Annotated in this window: 8 protein-coding genes and 1 tRNA gene; 6 read left to right on the top strand and 3 right to left on the bottom strand. The window is 45.2% G+C overall.

Translation table 11 applies throughout. The features are described 5' to 3' along the window. The first annotated feature begins 20 nt into the window (after positions 1-20). Positions 21-581 carry a hypoxanthine-guanine phosphoribosyltransferase gene (locus BTV99_RS02645; RefSeq protein WP_075100823.1) on the top strand — a complete coding sequence of 187 codons (561 nt, stop codon included), beginning with the start codon at positions 21-23 and terminating at the stop codon, positions 579-581. Positions 582-657: 76 nt separating this feature from the next. On the opposite strand, the gene recD is transcribed toward BTV99_RS02645, so the two are convergent. From recD to BTV99_RS02630, 3 genes are all read right to left on the bottom strand, one after another. After that, a complete protein-coding gene (gene recD, locus BTV99_RS02640; RefSeq protein ID WP_075100822.1) occupies positions 658-2,865 on the bottom strand; it encodes an exodeoxyribonuclease V subunit alpha in 2,208 nt (735 codons plus the stop codon). 97 nt (positions 2,866-2,962) lie between these two features. Further along, the gene (locus BTV99_RS02635; RefSeq protein WP_075100821.1) at positions 2,963-7,552 is read right to left on the bottom strand and encodes a UvrD-helicase domain-containing protein; all 4,590 of its coding nucleotides are present in this window, start codon (positions 7,550-7,552) and stop codon (positions 2,963-2,965) included. A gap of 81 nt (positions 7,553-7,633) precedes the next feature. Then, positions 7,634-12,124, bottom strand: coding sequence for an exodeoxyribonuclease V subunit gamma (locus tag BTV99_RS02630; RefSeq protein WP_075100820.1), 4,491 nt, complete (start codon positions 12,122-12,124; stop codon positions 7,634-7,636). Positions 12,125-12,496: 372 nt separating this feature from the next. On the opposite strand from BTV99_RS02630, the gene BTV99_RS02625 reads away from it, so the two are divergent. The 5 genes from BTV99_RS02625 to BTV99_RS02605 all read left to right on the top strand — a co-directional run bounded on the left by BTV99_RS02625 (position 12,497) and on the right by BTV99_RS02605 (position 16,010). Beyond that, positions 12,497-13,042 carry a hypothetical protein gene (locus tag BTV99_RS02625; RefSeq protein ID WP_075100819.1) on the top strand — a complete coding sequence of 182 codons (546 nt, stop codon included), beginning with the start codon at positions 12,497-12,499 and terminating at the stop codon, positions 13,040-13,042. 118 nt (positions 13,043-13,160) lie between these two features. Next, a complete protein-coding gene (locus tag BTV99_RS02620; protein ID WP_075100818.1) occupies positions 13,161-13,964 on the top strand; it encodes a hypothetical protein in 804 nt (267 codons plus the stop codon). 71 nt (positions 13,965-14,035) lie between these two features. Then, positions 14,036-14,111 (top strand) — tRNA-Arg (locus tag BTV99_RS02615). Between the two features lie 332 nt (positions 14,112-14,443). Further along, positions 14,444-14,749: a helix-turn-helix domain-containing protein gene (locus BTV99_RS02610; RefSeq protein ID WP_075100817.1), complete on the top strand. Its 306-nt coding sequence runs from the start codon at positions 14,444-14,446 to the stop codon at positions 14,747-14,749. Positions 14,750-14,753: 4 nt separating this feature from the next. Beyond that, the gene (locus BTV99_RS02605; RefSeq protein ID WP_075100816.1) at positions 14,754-16,010 is read left to right on the top strand and encodes a type II toxin-antitoxin system HipA family toxin; all 1,257 of its coding nucleotides are present in this window, start codon (positions 14,754-14,756) and stop codon (positions 16,008-16,010) included. Positions 16,011-16,310 lie beyond the last annotated feature (300 nt).

Here is a 16,310-nt window from a genome sequence, read left to right as displayed (position 1 = left end):
TTTTATCAAAGGCGCAACCCATGACCCAAATTAGTAACCAAGAAATCGAAAAAACCCTACGCAACTCAGAGTGCCTTATTAGCAGTATCGAAGTTGCCGCAGCTTATGAGCGCCTGGCCGCTCAGCTCAACCTGCACTACGCTGGCCTAAATCCTATCGTCATGGTCGTTATGAACGGCGGATTGATTCCAGCTGGTCAACTACTGACCCATTTGACTTTTTATCATCGTATGCATTATATCCATGCTTCACGCTACCGTGATAACGAAGGTACCAATGAGCTAGACTGGAAATTTAAGCCTGATGTCAGTATCGAAGGAGAGCACGTACTGCTGATCGATGATATTTTTGACGAAGGCATCACCCTAAAAGCCATCGTAGAACAACTTGGTAAAGAAAAACCGCTGTCTATCGAATGCTGCGTGCTGCTAAATAAAGAACATGATCGCAAAGTTGCTGACTTTGATGTGGATTTTGTCGGTATCAACGTTGCAGACCGTTATGTCTATGGCTGTGGCATGGATTTCCATGGTTATCTACGTCATCTGCCAGGTATTTATGCCATTAAAGAAGAAGCGTAAGCACTTTATTTAAGCGGGCATTTTTAAAAGCATCCTAGTCGGATGCTTTTTTTTGCTTACAGGTTTAGTAGTGACTCTAAAACTGTAAGGCTAACCCTGTATGGCGCTCAGTGGGCGTTTGAACGGCCTTTTCTAGTGCGTGTTTTGTACTATATATGGTCACTTGTTTTTTGGCACGTGTCACAGCGGTGTAAATCAGCTCTTTACTCAGTAGTCTTGCGTGACTATTGTCAAAAGTAATGAGCACATGATCAAACTCTGATCCTTGGGATTTATGAATGGTCATCGCATAAGCGGTGGCGACGACCTCTTCATTGAGCAAATTAACAGCAATCCCCTGCTCCTTATTTTCAAAAAACACCTCGAGATGGCTACGATCATCGCCAGTCTGCAAACAAAAACCAATATCGCCATTAAATAACCCTAACTCATAGTTGTTTTGTAGAATCATGACAGGGCGGCCATGAAACCAAGTGTTTTGACCCAGAGGCAGCTTCAGCTCAGTAAGATGCCACTGGGTAAAGTAGTTATTGATATAGTGATCGCCCCATTCACCATTGTGGCCAGCGGTTAATATTCGAAACTGATTGAAGGTGTTTATTAGTGAGGTAATGGTTGTTTTGACTGATTTTGGTACGGATTTTTCTATTGGGTTTTGCAGAAGAGTTTTGATTTTATTTAAGTATGAACTGTAGTTTTTAGCTGCTTTTGATATTTTTTCTTTATTACTTAGGCTATTTATTGTAGCAATATCTTTAGCTAATGAATTTGGTAAGCTATTGATATTGTTTATATACTCAAAGCCCAGCGCCTCATCATGTTTTAGCAACTGCCAAATAGCCTGCGTATCCGTCTCTATTTTGTTTATTTGATAAGCAAGTTTACCGATACCAGAGTCAGCGGTAAATCGGCGACTCTCTGTGAGCTCCGCATGAATCGCCTGCAAGCGCGGAATACGGCACAAGTCAGCCAGTACCGCCCCTGCATCTACAGCTGCCAATTGGTTCGCATCTCCTAATAATATCAGCCTTGCGCCAGGCTTTACCGCACTCACAAGATAGTTCGCCAGCTCCACCCCTAGCATCGATGCTTCATCGACGATAATAATATCCTCGCCAAGTGGATTATTGGCATCATAACGCGGTCTACCCGTACGTCCGATACCTAGCAAGCGATGAATAGTTTTGGCTTCTTGTAATTGTAGTTCGACATTCGCGGCGTCTAACGCGGCTTGCAAAGACTCTTGCATACGCTGTGCCGCTTTACCCGTTGGCGCGGCTAACGCTAGGCTAGCGCTGTCTGTACTAAACTTGATTTTTTCATGCGCCGTCCCCCTACTCTCTGTCGCTTGCTGCAATGCCATCACCAGCTGCGCAACGGTGTAAGTCTTGCCCGTGCCTGGGCCACCTGTAATGATACTAAAGGCATTTTTATTGGCGATATCAATCGCCTTTATCTGATTTTCGTGAAGGTTGTCAGGTATTGCTATCTCAAGCGGCGTTACTTGTTGGTCTAAAATAGTATTGATGCGCGCCGCTAAGTTAAATTCTGCTTGCCACGTTCGGTGCAGCCAAAACGTGATTGCTGCGTTATGTTTATCAGCCTCTTTGTTGTTAATGTGCTGATAAACGATAGGTTGATTATTTTTGCTTAGGCTATTTTTATTTTCATTATGGTTTGCGTTAGCATTAACGTCAGCGAACAAAGTGTGCTCATCGATTAACTTAGAAAAAAACGTTAAGTTACTATTTTTCAATAACTGGTAGAGTGCCGCTGCTGCATGAAACCTTTTAACCAACATCTCTTTTTCATGATTGCTAAGTGCCAGCTGCGCCCATAGCTGGTCTTGCTTAGCAAACAAATTCTCCAGCAACACAAATATTGATACCTCAGCCGCAATATCAACCTCTGATTGAACCGCTATTTGAGTGTCAATCAAGGCAATAAGCGGCATTGCTAGCATCTCTAACAGCTGCTGTTGCCACGCATATAGTGTCACTGTCTCGCCACCAATCTGACCACTATGCGGCGCTTCATGCTCAGCTTCCTGAATGGTGAGTACAGTATGCCCCTCTTCTAAATGCGCGGCTAACATAGTAAATAAAGCGGCAAATAAGCTGCTATCTGATGCTGAGTCTACTTTTGCACTACTGTCCTTAGCCGTTGCATCGGCCTTGCTATAGGCCACCTGCGTTTGCTGACGACGTAGCAAAATATAATCACTGATGTTGCTGGCCCAGCCTTCTTGTAAGCTAATAGCAGCGCTGCTCTTATTATTATTCATAAATTATTACTCATGGTCTGTTTTTCTCTATACTTATAGGATTACTATAGTAATTTGTTGCATCAAATTCATAATTGCATTCATTTTGTGTAGCCTGCTAACTGGGCATGCCAAACAATGCATCTAAGGCCTTAATAAAATCAATAGGAATGTCCCAAATCACCAGTCCGTAGCGGGCACTGCTTATTGATTCATGCTTCATTGAATTACTATGCATTGAGTTAATACCGTCAAGCGTATTAGCCTCTTCTGCTGCTTTAGTCGCCAACTGAGAGGCTGGATCATATACGCCCCGTAAAAAGACATACTCCACCGCGCCCAAATACTTAGCTTCATTGCCTATATAATCAGCAATTCGCATCGACAAAAATCGATGCAATGCCACTTGATAAATGGCGGCTTGCAACCAATACCCTGCTTTGGACATTGCTTGCCTGAGTGTATCTTCATCATAATCGCTTAGGCTATTTCCTAAAAAATTACTCTTATAGTCGACGACGTAATACTTGCCAGCATGCTCATACACCAAATCAATCTCACCACGTAAATAACGATACAAGTGCGCTTTGTTTTGCGGAACCAGATTGACATGTTTGTCGGTCTCATTAGGCAGGTACTGCTGAAAGAGTCTATTAATATCTTGTGCTTTAAAACGCTCTGACAGTCCCATATTGAACTCTAATTCAGCGAACCTCTGACTTGCATCGATAGAGCCTAACGGTTGATTGGACGCTAAGAGCGGCGTATGTAGCACCTCTTCTATCCAGCCAATGAGCGCTTCATGCTTACCAACATCGATCGCCTCCGAATCCAATAAATCAGTATTTAAGGACGCACTACCACCTTTGTCTTGCGTCTTTGCTTGTAGGCGACGGCTTTGGGCCTCAGCACTGCTATACACCAACGGCAGCTGATAGCTACTGATCGCTCTATCGATAACCTGAGACCACTGGGATTTATTATTAAAATCAATTTTTTCAAATATCTCATGCAAAAATGTACCCGCATTGGCACCTTTCACAAAAGTAAAACGAATATCATCCTCTAGTTTGGGACTCAACTCATCGACTTGCTCAACAGACTCATTATCATTCAGTGATGGCGCAACTGAAACCGAAGTTTCGGTCATATCGATATCTATCGCATCATCAATACGCTCATCCATCACAGCCATTGTCTGCGCCGATTCATCTAGCTGACGTGCTAAAGCGGTAAAACTGGTTTTAGCCCAACCATAAAAGTAATTGATTTTCATAACCTCTGAAAAATCATCATACTTAATAGGCTCGGTTTTGGGCTTAGTCGAGGCAAGCGCGCCATTATTCGTCAATGAGCTTATTGCTGTCGCGCAGTTATCGCGATAAAACGCATCGATCTTATGCCCTCTAATCATGCCTATGGTGCCTTTGAGCCTACCTGGCAATTCAAACTTGGCCTCCTCGGAGTCAAACCAATAACACACTGGCCTGAAGTTGCAATCAGTATTTCTATAGGCATCTTTTAATACCACATAAAGCTGTTCACTGGCGCGCGTAAATGCCACATAACCAAGCCGGCGCAGCTCATCAAAGCCCTCCTGCGTCTCAATATCGGTATAGTAGCCGTCTGTGGTCGCAGAGTCTTGCACTGGTGAGAATCGGCGCTGATTGCCTGTCGATTGCTGCGCCAACGCTGACTGACTTTGTTGAACAGCATCTTGTTGAGTAGCATATTGCTGGCTAGGGTTTCGTTGCGCGTTATAGAGATACAATCCATAGTCTTCTTTATTACCTGATTTCCTACTGGCATCGTCCATACCCAGTACATAGACAATGGGAAACTCTAGTCCTTTAGACTTATGAATGGTCATTAGCTGCACGCCAGACTCTGTCGGTAGCGGATATTGCTTAGCCCAATCACTGCTCGGCGCGCTATCTATGTTCTGTCTAAACCACGCTAGCAGCTCATACTCACCCATGCCGATACCATACTGCGCCAAGATATCCATCACATGGCGCAAATCCATGATATGACGTGCCCCTTCTAGATGCGCGGCTAATGCTTGCCACACGCCTTGTGGCTGTACAGGGCTTTTGTCCAACAAGTAATGCATGGCCGATAATATACCAAAGTGCTGCCAACGCTGGGCGCCTTCTTTTAAATAGCTAATAAAGTCTTGATAGCTTTTCTTATTATCAATGGCTTGTGTATTAGCGCTATTTAAATCTATAACCCCTGACTCATGGTCCGTCATCATGGCTTTGACATCCCTGATGCTCAGGCCATATAAATGACTGGTCAGCACCCGATTGATCATATCGTGACGATACGGGTATAGCATGGCACTTAGCAGCGCTGCCACATCCTCTGCCATAATGGTTTCAAAGATACTGACATCACTGGTGGTCAGGGTCGGCACACCAAGCTTGACAAGCTCGTCTTCGACTTGCTTTAAGTCTTTTTTGGCACGTGCCAGCACGCCGATATCGCTCGGTTGAATAGGCTTACCTTTAAGTGTCTGATGACTGCTCAGCAAGGTGGCAATATGACGCGCTGTGATCTCAAACTCGTCGTACTCAAGCGCCTTATCATAAGGCAGGTGCAAGACACTCACTGGCTGAGCAGAGAGCACGTCATTTACTAAGTCCTCTATCGAGTCACTATTTTGGTCACTGTTTGACATGTCTGGCTGACGAAACCAAGACAGCTGGTTTTCTTGCTTTTCAGCTTTGATGTGCTGGTAATAAATACCACTACCTAACTGTGCCAGCCTATTCTCTTGAGTCACTGGCGCAGGCATACCGAACCAGCAGTTTAGAGCATTAATCACACTGGCGTTTGAACGACGATTAACATCGAGCGTCCATAGGCTGCTTTTGTCAAACTGGGCTTTCATATAGTTATAGTTGGCGACATCACCGCCGCGAAAGCCATAAATGGCCTGCTTAGGATCACCTACCAATAGCAAAAACTCATGGTTGGCTTTATTGCTAGCAGCATGCTTATCATTGGCCGACGGTTTACGCTTCGGCAGATAGATGCTTTCAATCATAATGGCTTGCTCGCCATTGATGTCTTGCGACTCATCAATCAATGCCACGGGATAGTGATGACGAATATAACGCGCCAGCTTCTCTCCTTGCCGACCGGTCAATGCTTGGTTTAAACGTACCATCTGCAAGCTAAAGGTGGTTTCACCGCGCTCTTCTAAGATAATCGGCAGTCTGTCACGCACCGCCAGCACGATATGGCGATTGAGATTGGCCAGCAACATCACAATATGCTGATTTAAACCGTCAACCATATCTAAGATAGCCATGAGCTTGCTAATGGTGTCTAATGCGAAAAACGCTTCATGCTCTTTTTCTCTATTCTTATTAAAATTCTTAATTTTACCTTCTTCATTGGGATATCTAGAATCCTGCAATGAGGTAAGAATCTTATTTTCACGTTCATTTAGATAACTGGTAAACGCCAGCTGATATTCCGCTATTTTTTGATGCACCTCAATAATGGCATCAAATTGCTTGAATAAATTGGAACCACCATTAAACCCTTGAGACTTTCGATAATCAGGGTTTAAATACGGCTGAATATCTGCCAAATCCAATGTCGAAAACTCATGCAATAGCTGCTCATATAGACTAAAATCAAAATCTGCTAGCCTTACCTCATCAATCGGCGCAGAGATAAAATTCAGCGAGCGCGTGACAAAGCCCTTGTGGTCGCCTACCGCCGTCAGCTTGCCTTGCTGATGCATCAATGCATAAAGCTTGGGCTGCTCATGGTACAGTCGGCTTTGAAACTGACGCAGTTCATCATGAATGATACTGTCCGTCACTTGCTCGATACTACTGTCGTCAATAATGGCCATGCCTTGCTGGTGACCTGTCTCGCTACTGTATTCTGTAAGCCACTTTTGTGCCAAGCTATCGAGGGTACCGACAAACAGCTTATCCAAGGTCGTCAACACCAATGTCGTGCGGCGAATCGCCTCTGTCATCGGATAGCTATACACATGATCAAGCAAGTAGCCGACCAGATGCAGGTTGATAGGGTCTTGCATGATGTCATCTAAGCGCGCATATTTAGCCTGATCGATCAGCCACTCCTCACGCTCTTTTTTTGCTTGTGCGCGCTTTTTGGCCGCGGCTTTTTTGTCATGGGCTTTATCATAGTCATAAGCAATGTCTTGGTTGAGTTCATCAGCGTCTTTTTTAGCAGTCGTATCCGTGTCTGCGTGCTGACTTACCTGACTATTCTCCTTATCTTTATCGCTGTCTGGCGTCACTTGTAGGATGGATGGATATAAATGCTCTTTATTTGCAGGGTTGGTACTCAGGCTATTGACCCATTGCAGCAGTTGATAAAAATCCACCAAACGATCATGAATGCGCTGACGCATCTCGGCTGCCGCAGCGCGAGTAAAGGTCGTTGCAATGATTTGCTCTGGCGCGCGCCGTGCTTCAATGAGCAAGCGCAGTACGATGCCCGTAAGTGTCCAAGTCTTACCCGTACCGGCTGATGCTTCGATAAGATGCCGACCTGTCAATGCCACCTCAATCGCTGGTATCACCTCTGCCTCATTCTTAGGCTTAGTCATGTCATCATGCGTACACTCACGGTCATCCATATCCTGCCATGCATCGGATGCAAGTGATTGGGTAGAAATATCCATTGTGTGAGTAGTGGCAGTAAATTCTTTCATAGGGGCGTACACTTTTTATTATTTGTCATACCAAAGGGTAAAAAACGAACCGTGTTAAATAATCAGCAATCAACTAGCCAGCTAACTATCTAGACCTTGCAGGGCTTTATACATCGGCTCATACAGCGGCTGTGCTAACGTCGTCAATGCTGCTGATAGGGCTTTAAACGCGTCCTGATCACGCAGTACGTATTGCCAAATGGCATGCTGCGAGCAGGTATCGTATACCGTATCTACGTGATAATTGGGCCTTAGCCAATCTAAGAAATCTGCACGTTTTGGCCAATAACTGCCGCTTTCGTCTTTACTCTCTGCCGCTTTTGCGCACTTATCAAGATAACTGAGCGCATATTCTGGCAATAAGGTAATCGGCACTTGACCGACTAGCTTGCCAAAAACTGCCCACTTTATCAGCTCAGCTACGGCATCTTCATACACAATAGGGCTTAGCTTAAATGCAATTACATCTTTATATTTACCAACTTGCGAGTTGGACTTATTAAAGCGCCAAATACTCACGCCATCATTTAGAGCCACTTGCTCAGCAGTGGTACGTCTGGCAACTTGCCAATATAGATGTGACAACCAAAACTTGATTAAATGCTTGGGACTGGCAGAATTGGGCAGTATGTTTAACCACTGCTTGGGGGATTGCTCGGCATAGGACATGCCAGCTTGTAGATTAGCACGAGGATTATTAGCATCTATCGGTACTGATGTTGGTACTGAGCCTTTTATTTTAACCACTTTAGGCAATCGTTTTAGTAATGACGTATCATCAGCCTCATTACTAGCATCAGTTAGCACAGATGCTAGCGCTAGCTGAACGGGATGCTCGATTGTTGGGGTCAGTAGCTGCAAACCACTTATACCATTTCCATCAACTAGCTGGGCATTATCCAAATCATTATCCAAGCCATTAGCAACTAGCTGCTCTTTAAACTCCTGACATTGCTGCTGCAGTTTTTGTTGCTGGTTGGGCAAGGTCGTTTGCCGCGCCACCCCTGCTGGCATGATTTTTTGATACATTAAAATTGGGCAGTCTTGCTTGTATGCGCTATCAACAGGGTTATTGGCGGCATCGCTCGCCAGCTCATGGATCAAATGCGCTTTGATCTGATAAGTTGTCAGATTGTCTAAAAATAGCGGCTCTTGCTGTGCCAGCGCTTCCTCGCCTTGCACCACATGCACCTTTTGAGTACGCAAAAACGCCTTGGCAGGATGACGCACTTGATAGGCCAATGCGCCTTCAACGTCTATCTCCTCAATATTAAACACCGTATCAAACATAGCGTCGATATCAATGGTGTCTATACCAGACTCTGCTTCTAGTGATAGCATCTCAGCCAATGCCGCTAAGGTTTGATTGTCTACTTGCCCCAATTGACCTAGAGAGTGTCCAAGCAGCTGAGCGATGGCCTCATACTGAGACTTAGTCGGCAAACCAACCAACTCTGTATGCTCATAAGATACACTATCCCTTAAGGTATGAAACACCGCTTGCCACAGCGGTGCGGGCGGAAATTGGCGTTGTTGCGCAAGCTTGGTTTGGCGCATGGCGGTATGCAAAATAGCATCCAGCGCATCTGTATTGTCTTTATCGACGCTCTCGCTCTGGTTGGGATGAAGGGTTGAATGAGGCGTAGACGTATCAGATGCTTGCTCAAAAGCATCCGCCTCTTCACTATTTATTTCAAACAAGCTCTCGTGAAACGGCAGTGCCGGATGTTCGGTCACCAGCCATTGCTTAATCAATTTGGGTAAATAACGCTTAAGGCTCTCGGCGGTTGAGTCAACACTCTCAGGCAATGCGTCTAAGGTGTCTAAGGCTTCAAGCGAGTTGACCTGCCACTGCACCTCGCCTTGCAAGAACTGTAATAGCTCACTGACTGGGTTGGCAGGCAGGTGCTCGTGGGTGTCTGTCAGACTTTGACCATTATAAAATATCCAGCACGCACTGCGCGCACACAGCAGTGCGTCTAAGAACGCACCATTATCGTCATCTTCACTGACTCTATCACCGCGGCGAGCATTGGCAGCTTTCATCAAATCATAGCGATTATCACGGTCGCGCCCCGGGAACTCAGATAAATCCATATTGAGCATCACTACCAAATCAAAAGGCACGTTTCTGAGCGCCCCAAATCGACCAAAAGTAATCACTCCAGTCGGCTCGGCACTGACCTGCTGACTCTCAAGCTCCGCCTCGATACTGTCCAGCATAAAGCTCAGCTTAAGCGGCAACTGCTCGACACCTGCCAGCCTGTGTTCTACCTCCCTGTTGGCACTATCGCTACTAGCATACTGCCGATAGTGGCGATTGGCTCTCAGGCTTGATTTAAAGCCATTCATGGCGTTATATATGGCGCGCATCGTACGGGTTTGATCGACATCACCGAAGTAGCGATGAATCACTTGTGTCTCAATCTGCGCCAGCCAGTCCTCGGCTTTGAGTTTTTGTGTATGGTCATCACGGCGCGCAGTCAAGCCTGCATAGATACGGCAAAGCGCTTCAACGATAATCGCATCATTTAGGCTCACTTGCGGCAGTGGCAGAGTCATCTCTGGCAAGGCAGTGCTTGGCCAATCCTCCTGCGCCAAAGGGTATAAGCAATCGCTAAAACTGGCCTCTGGCATTACCAAACCGAGTGTCAATCTATCTAGCGCTTGAGCAAAGGTAAATCGGTAATCATAGTCGTGGCTATCTAGAGTTTGTTTAAGATGCCACTCATCAAAACCGCGGATAAAGCCTGCCTCGATCAGCAGATCACAACCACGGCTCATCTGCTCATGGGTTAAGCCGAAGTTTTCATACAGCGGTGGCAGCATCAACCAATCAAGCACCTCAGCCGCTTCAAAGCGGGCACTATGACTGCCTAATAACTTATAAAAACCAATAATGGCTTCCCATAGCTGGCGAATATCGGCATCGACCACCCCCGTCACCTTAGCAGGTAGCGTCAGGCCATCTTGACCTTTACCACTGACAAATATAGAGCTGATCAGCGCATGATGCCGCTCAACATCAGGCAGCAACACGACAATATCGGATATATGGCGTTTTTTCTCACCAGATGCTAAGGGTTCATTGAGCCAGCGCCCGATCATGATGCGCAGCACTTCTAGCTGACGCTGTAGACTATGGCATGAGTGAATGCTTAGGCTATTGTCTTGTGCAGACATCGCCCACAAACGCTCCTTCTCAAAGCGCTTGTTTTCTAACACTTCATCGTCATACCACGCCGATTCTTGCGGTTTTTGATCAACTTGATCAAAAGACAGCTCTATTTGCTCACTGACTTCTTGCGAGACTTTGGCCGCGGTCGCTTGTTGGGTAGACTGCTCATCTAGCATCAATACATCATTTTGCAAACGCTTTAATAAGCTTGGGCTGTCTTGCAGCTGTTGCGCACTGTCATCAGAATCAATACCGAACGCATTGCTCAAGCCCTTATTGCTATCATCGCCCTCATCAAAGATATCCTGCCATTCGACGAGTGCGTCTTGGTATTGCTGATTACCCGATAAATTTGCAAGCATCGCAAAAGTATCGCGCGACTGCTTGCCCAAACGCGATAGCAAACTGTGCCCATAATCACGCAAAAACACGCTTTCAGGGTTGATAATCTGCTGACGCTGTAGCCACGACTTGTCTACGATATCCGCCCAAAACAGCTTAGACGGATTATAGTGTAGTAGCGTAATATCCATGTATTGTGACAAGCGCTGCAAAAAGTCGAGCTCGGTCTGTGGTAGCTGCTGAATGGTAAAAATGCGCAGCACTTTGGGCAGTTGCGCGCGTTCATTTGCCTTGTTTTCTTTTAAGGCTGACCAAAAGGTATCCTCAAGCGCCACCCGGTGCTGATGCACATCAGCAAACAAATGCGACCATAAGAAACGCTGCGCGATCTCTAGCTCTACATAATGCGCCACCAACCAATCAGGCGTGCCTCGCGCATACTTATCGAAGCGCAGGGACAGAGCATCCTTTTCAGCGATCAGCGCCTCTACAGTCAGCGGTTTATCATGCGACCAGAGATCTAGCCAGTCCTCACGGTGGGTTAAATAGCGGTTAAACACCCTCGCCAAATCACTTGCCAGCTGCCAAATGCGCGCGTCTTGCTGTGCCTTATCCTGCTGCACTTCTTCTTGCGGCTCATCAATCAAAGATGCTAGCAGTGGATAAACGGGATGTTTTTCGTCAGCGACAATGGCTTCTTGATAATAAGTCAAATACCCAAACAAGCGCCACTGCATCACCGTTGGCGACAACACTGCCACCTCAGGTACATTCAGTGTGGCCGCATTAGGGTTTTGTTCTAGCAAATAGGCATTGTGACGGCTCAACACATCTTGCATCAACGTCCACTGATACTGACCCCAAAAAGTCGTCGTCACTAAGGTACTGATACCCGCTTGACTTGCAATAGACTTATCTAGCCAATCACCAAGCACCATGGATGGCACAATGACCACAAACTTCTCAAAGACGGGTTGGTTTTTGGACTTATAGGCAACTAACAACTGCTCAACCAACAGCTCGGTACGGTGGGACTGAATGATTTTAAACATAAAGGCGATCTAATTGGAGTGATAATAAAATAACGAGGCGACGGGTGCATACTAGGTACGATCAGGTACGGTAACGTGCAAACACAGCCTGTCATGGTGCAGAGCATAATAGCAATGCTGCCGACGACACTCATCAATTCATATTTGATGGTCGTTCGCTTGTTACATTTCTGCTAGCATAATGTCGATATCAGAATGCATGATAAAGCAGCTTGATAACGATAAAAAGCGCAAGATGCGTCACTTGCCGATCAGTGTGCCATTGTTTATGGCGGTTTGCCAGTATATCATCTGCTCAGCAAGACAGCCTGCGACAACGGATGTCGTTAAGTTTTCACCTTAACTCTTTTGTCAACGAGATAAACAACTACTATGCCCCTGCGCCCTATTGATGCCATTTTCGTTCATCCAAAAAAACGGCTGTACGTCGTTTATTATCGCGGCGAACTTTGGCAACTGCCACGTATGCGAATCAACGATAACGCCTGGCAAAACCGAAAGCCTTATACCGACGATAGTAGCGGACTCTACTTGAGCATTCATCAAGCCATCAGCGATCCGATATTGGCACAAAAGCTTCGTACTCTAAACCTCCCCGCCGCCGTCCACGGTAGCTCATTGTCACGTTTTGAAGCATGGTGGCAGGCACATGGCTTTAAATGGCTCAAAGACAAGCTATCAACAGGTGAGTCGCCGCTTGCCGCTCATCAAGTAAAAACCATTGACAACAAACCCACTTCCCCTTCACACTATCATCCAGCAGCGGCGAGCAAAAATGATGATACCAGCGCGCCCAGCCGCCTAAAAACCAACAGTCCAAGCAGCAACGATTCGGCCGTAAATACCGCTGCCTCGACGGATATCTTTGCAAACATGCTGGCAGATTTGGCAGAGGAAGTGCTACATCAGTCGCTTTAGGGATAATAACCTGATAGCAGCAGCTCTTAGGGCGCACTCTGATCTCGAAGTCTGATTTTTTCGTTATCTGAGTACCACCTTGACCATTCACTACCGATTATAAGAAGAGCAGTCATATATGAAAGACTACAAGCTGCTACTGGCTGGGCTAATTTTACTACTGCTCATCGTTTTTATCGCCATTTTTACGTGGCTGTGGATCAGTAACCGTAAAAACATAGACCCTTTGCCGATTATGGCAAACAATAATGAAGCGTCAGCCATAACGGCAGAGAGTGAAGAAGACGATATATCAACCTCCACCTTGTATGTGCAAGCAGAAGAGCGCCTACAAGTGCCTTTGGATGATGTGATTGTCAGCTTTGAGTCTCGCTATCCGCACGTACAAGTTTTGGCCAATTATGTGCCCTCTCATGCACTCTTGCAATTAGCAGATAGCGACATGACCGCCGAGCATCCTGCCTCAAACATCGGTACAGACATCATCATCGCCCACAGCAGCTTGACAGCCAAACGCCTTGAGCCTTTGCAAGCCCAGCTAACGCTGATGCAAAATGCGTTTAATAAAAAGCAAGCCAGTACCGCCTCTCATGACCAAGCGGCAGATACAGAGATGAATCAAAGTGCCACTAAAGCCAAAACAGACAATCAAGAAGCGCGCAGTTTAAATGCATTTAGCTATGCATTAACAGATGAAAAAAGCTTAGATGGGGTGATTTTGTCCGATAATAGCATTGCCATCAGCTTTCGTAACTTTTTGCTATCGAGCGCAGGACAGGATATATTAAAAAAATACGATTATTATAATATCGATGGCTATAAAAACAGCGTAGATGATTTATTTAATCCAACGTCACGCGCCAAACAAGCCTCAGGTGAAAACCCCGTAGACGTCGCCGACGCGCTCAGTAATGGCAAATAAAGATAATCTGCCTATTTGTAGATTGCTCATTGCTTTTGGCGCGGCTTTTTTCTACAATGTCTCTCCACAACGCGCCTATAGCTCAACAGGATAGAGCAGTTGCCTCCTAAGCGACCGATCCGAGTTCGAGTCTTGGTGGGCGCACCAATTATTGTATTTAGACATCACCTCGCATTACCTCAAGACCTTTAAATTCCTATCATACCTAGTTATCAGTCCTTATTAAACATTTGTCATTACCTACTCGCACCTCTACAATGTTGTTAAATAAAAGGGGCCGTCCTAAATAATTTTACTTATTTAGGACGGCCCCTAAAACTATATTTTAATATTTTCCGCATGATTCATGACACTAAAAATGAGTGCTAGAGCAATATAATTTGCTGTCAACTTATTACTTATATACACCATCATTCATATTTGAGTTTTTAAATGCTATAATAGCACTTAACCATCCAATTATGAGCGATTAACGTAATATGCGATTTGATTTTTATACGCCAAGTGAGATAGCTGTCATTTTGGGTGAGCGCCTAAAAACGCAGCGATTGGTACTCAATCTAACCCAAGCTACTCTAGCAGAAAAAGCAGGTGTTGGTATCAGTACAGTGGCTCGCATTGAGTCGGGACAAGGTGGCACGCTAGATAATGTAATCCGGCTTGCCATTGCACTTGGTATGATTAATCATTTTGCCGGGTTGTTTGACATCAAACCTAGCAGTATTGAAGACATTATCGCTAAACAAAACCCACGCTTGCGAGCATCAAATAAAGCTAGCGAGTAACGCTATGTACCAACCAATATCTGTTATTAATGTCTACTATAAAGGCTTTGGATCTAAGCGTCTTATCGGTCAGCTTACTATGGACGGACGCCGCCCTGTATTTGGCTATGATGCCGCATGGATTGCTGATGGTTTAGAGATATCGCCTATCGAGATGCCACTACGCAGTGCGCCTTATTATGGCAGTCATGCGACCAGTCATTATCTTTGCGGTCTGTTATCAGATAGCTTGCCTGATGGTTGGGGCTTGCTGCTGATGGATAGGTTTTTTCGCAAAGTTATGGATAAACCTATACAGCAAATTAATGTTTTAGATCGCTTGGCTTATATTGGCGATTCAGCCATGGGCGCGCTTAGCTTTGAACCTGAGCATGACTTATCTGATGCTATTGATATGCCGGATCTGACTTTAGCGAAGCTTGCGGCTGCCAATCAAACCATCCTATCGGGTCAAGACAGTGATATATTGGCTGAGCTTATCGTTATTGGTGGCTCCCCTCAAGGCGCTAGACCAAAAGCGTTGGTTTTATATGATGAGGCAAATGATTTTATCACTACTGATTTAACCCGCGCAAACCCACTGGCAACGCCTTGGCTTATCAAGTTCCCTGCTCAGTCTGAGCACAAAAGCGTCTGTCTATTAGAAGCGCTTTACGCTGATATGGCAAAACAAGCAGGTCTTAACATGCCAGCGCATCACTATTTTGATATTAATAACGACTATGCCGCGTTTGGGGTTGAACGTTTTGACCGAATAGGCGATCAGCGCGTGCATACTCATACGCTGGCAGGCTTATTAGACATTGATTTTCGCATCCCATCGCTAGATTATCTGCAGTATTTGCGCTGTGTGCGTATGTTAACTGGGTCACAAGCCGCGGTAGAAGACGGTTTTAGACATGCGGTATTTAATGTGATTTTTAATAATAAAGACGACCATAGCAAAAACTTCTCTTTTATGATGGACAAAGCTGACAGGTGGTCATTAGCGCCCGTTTATGATTTGGCATATAACTCAGGAATGAATGGTTATCATCAAATGGATGTGACAGGTGAAGCGAAGCACCCTACTCGATCTGACTTACTGAAACTGGCTAAAGCAGCTGATATTAAGAAAAATAAAGCTCAAGCAATGATTGATCAAGTAGCATCAGTCGCTGAAGCGTTTTTAACTATCATTGACAACTATGATATTGAAAAAGAGTTATCAAATAAGGTCGCTTGTGATATAAAAGATAACATTGAGCGGATGGCAAGTTGATGGCGTTATATAAGTTGTTAAATTTGTTGTTAAAATTAATAAAACAAATCCTATAGACCTTATATTTTAAGGATTAAGGTGTATTAGTCGATGCGTGGTGGGCGCGCCAACAATGCTATCGACAACCCTCAATAATCCTCGCCAAACCTCGAAAACTAAGGGGTTCAATCTCCGACAAGTTACAATAGACCCCGATAACTTACGGCATTATACGCTTGTAAACGAAATTTTTTACAGTATTATTAACGGTATTCATCGATACCGCGAAATAGGATACCGTAAAAACAATAAAACCATTGG

Source organism: Psychrobacter sp. Rd 27.2, from assembly GCF_001921755.1.
GTDB classification, from domain to species: domain Bacteria; phylum Pseudomonadota; class Gammaproteobacteria; order Pseudomonadales; family Moraxellaceae; genus Psychrobacter; species Psychrobacter celer.
The sequence above is the reverse complement of the archived record's forward strand: the minus strand, read 5'-3'. Positions and strand labels throughout refer to the sequence as shown.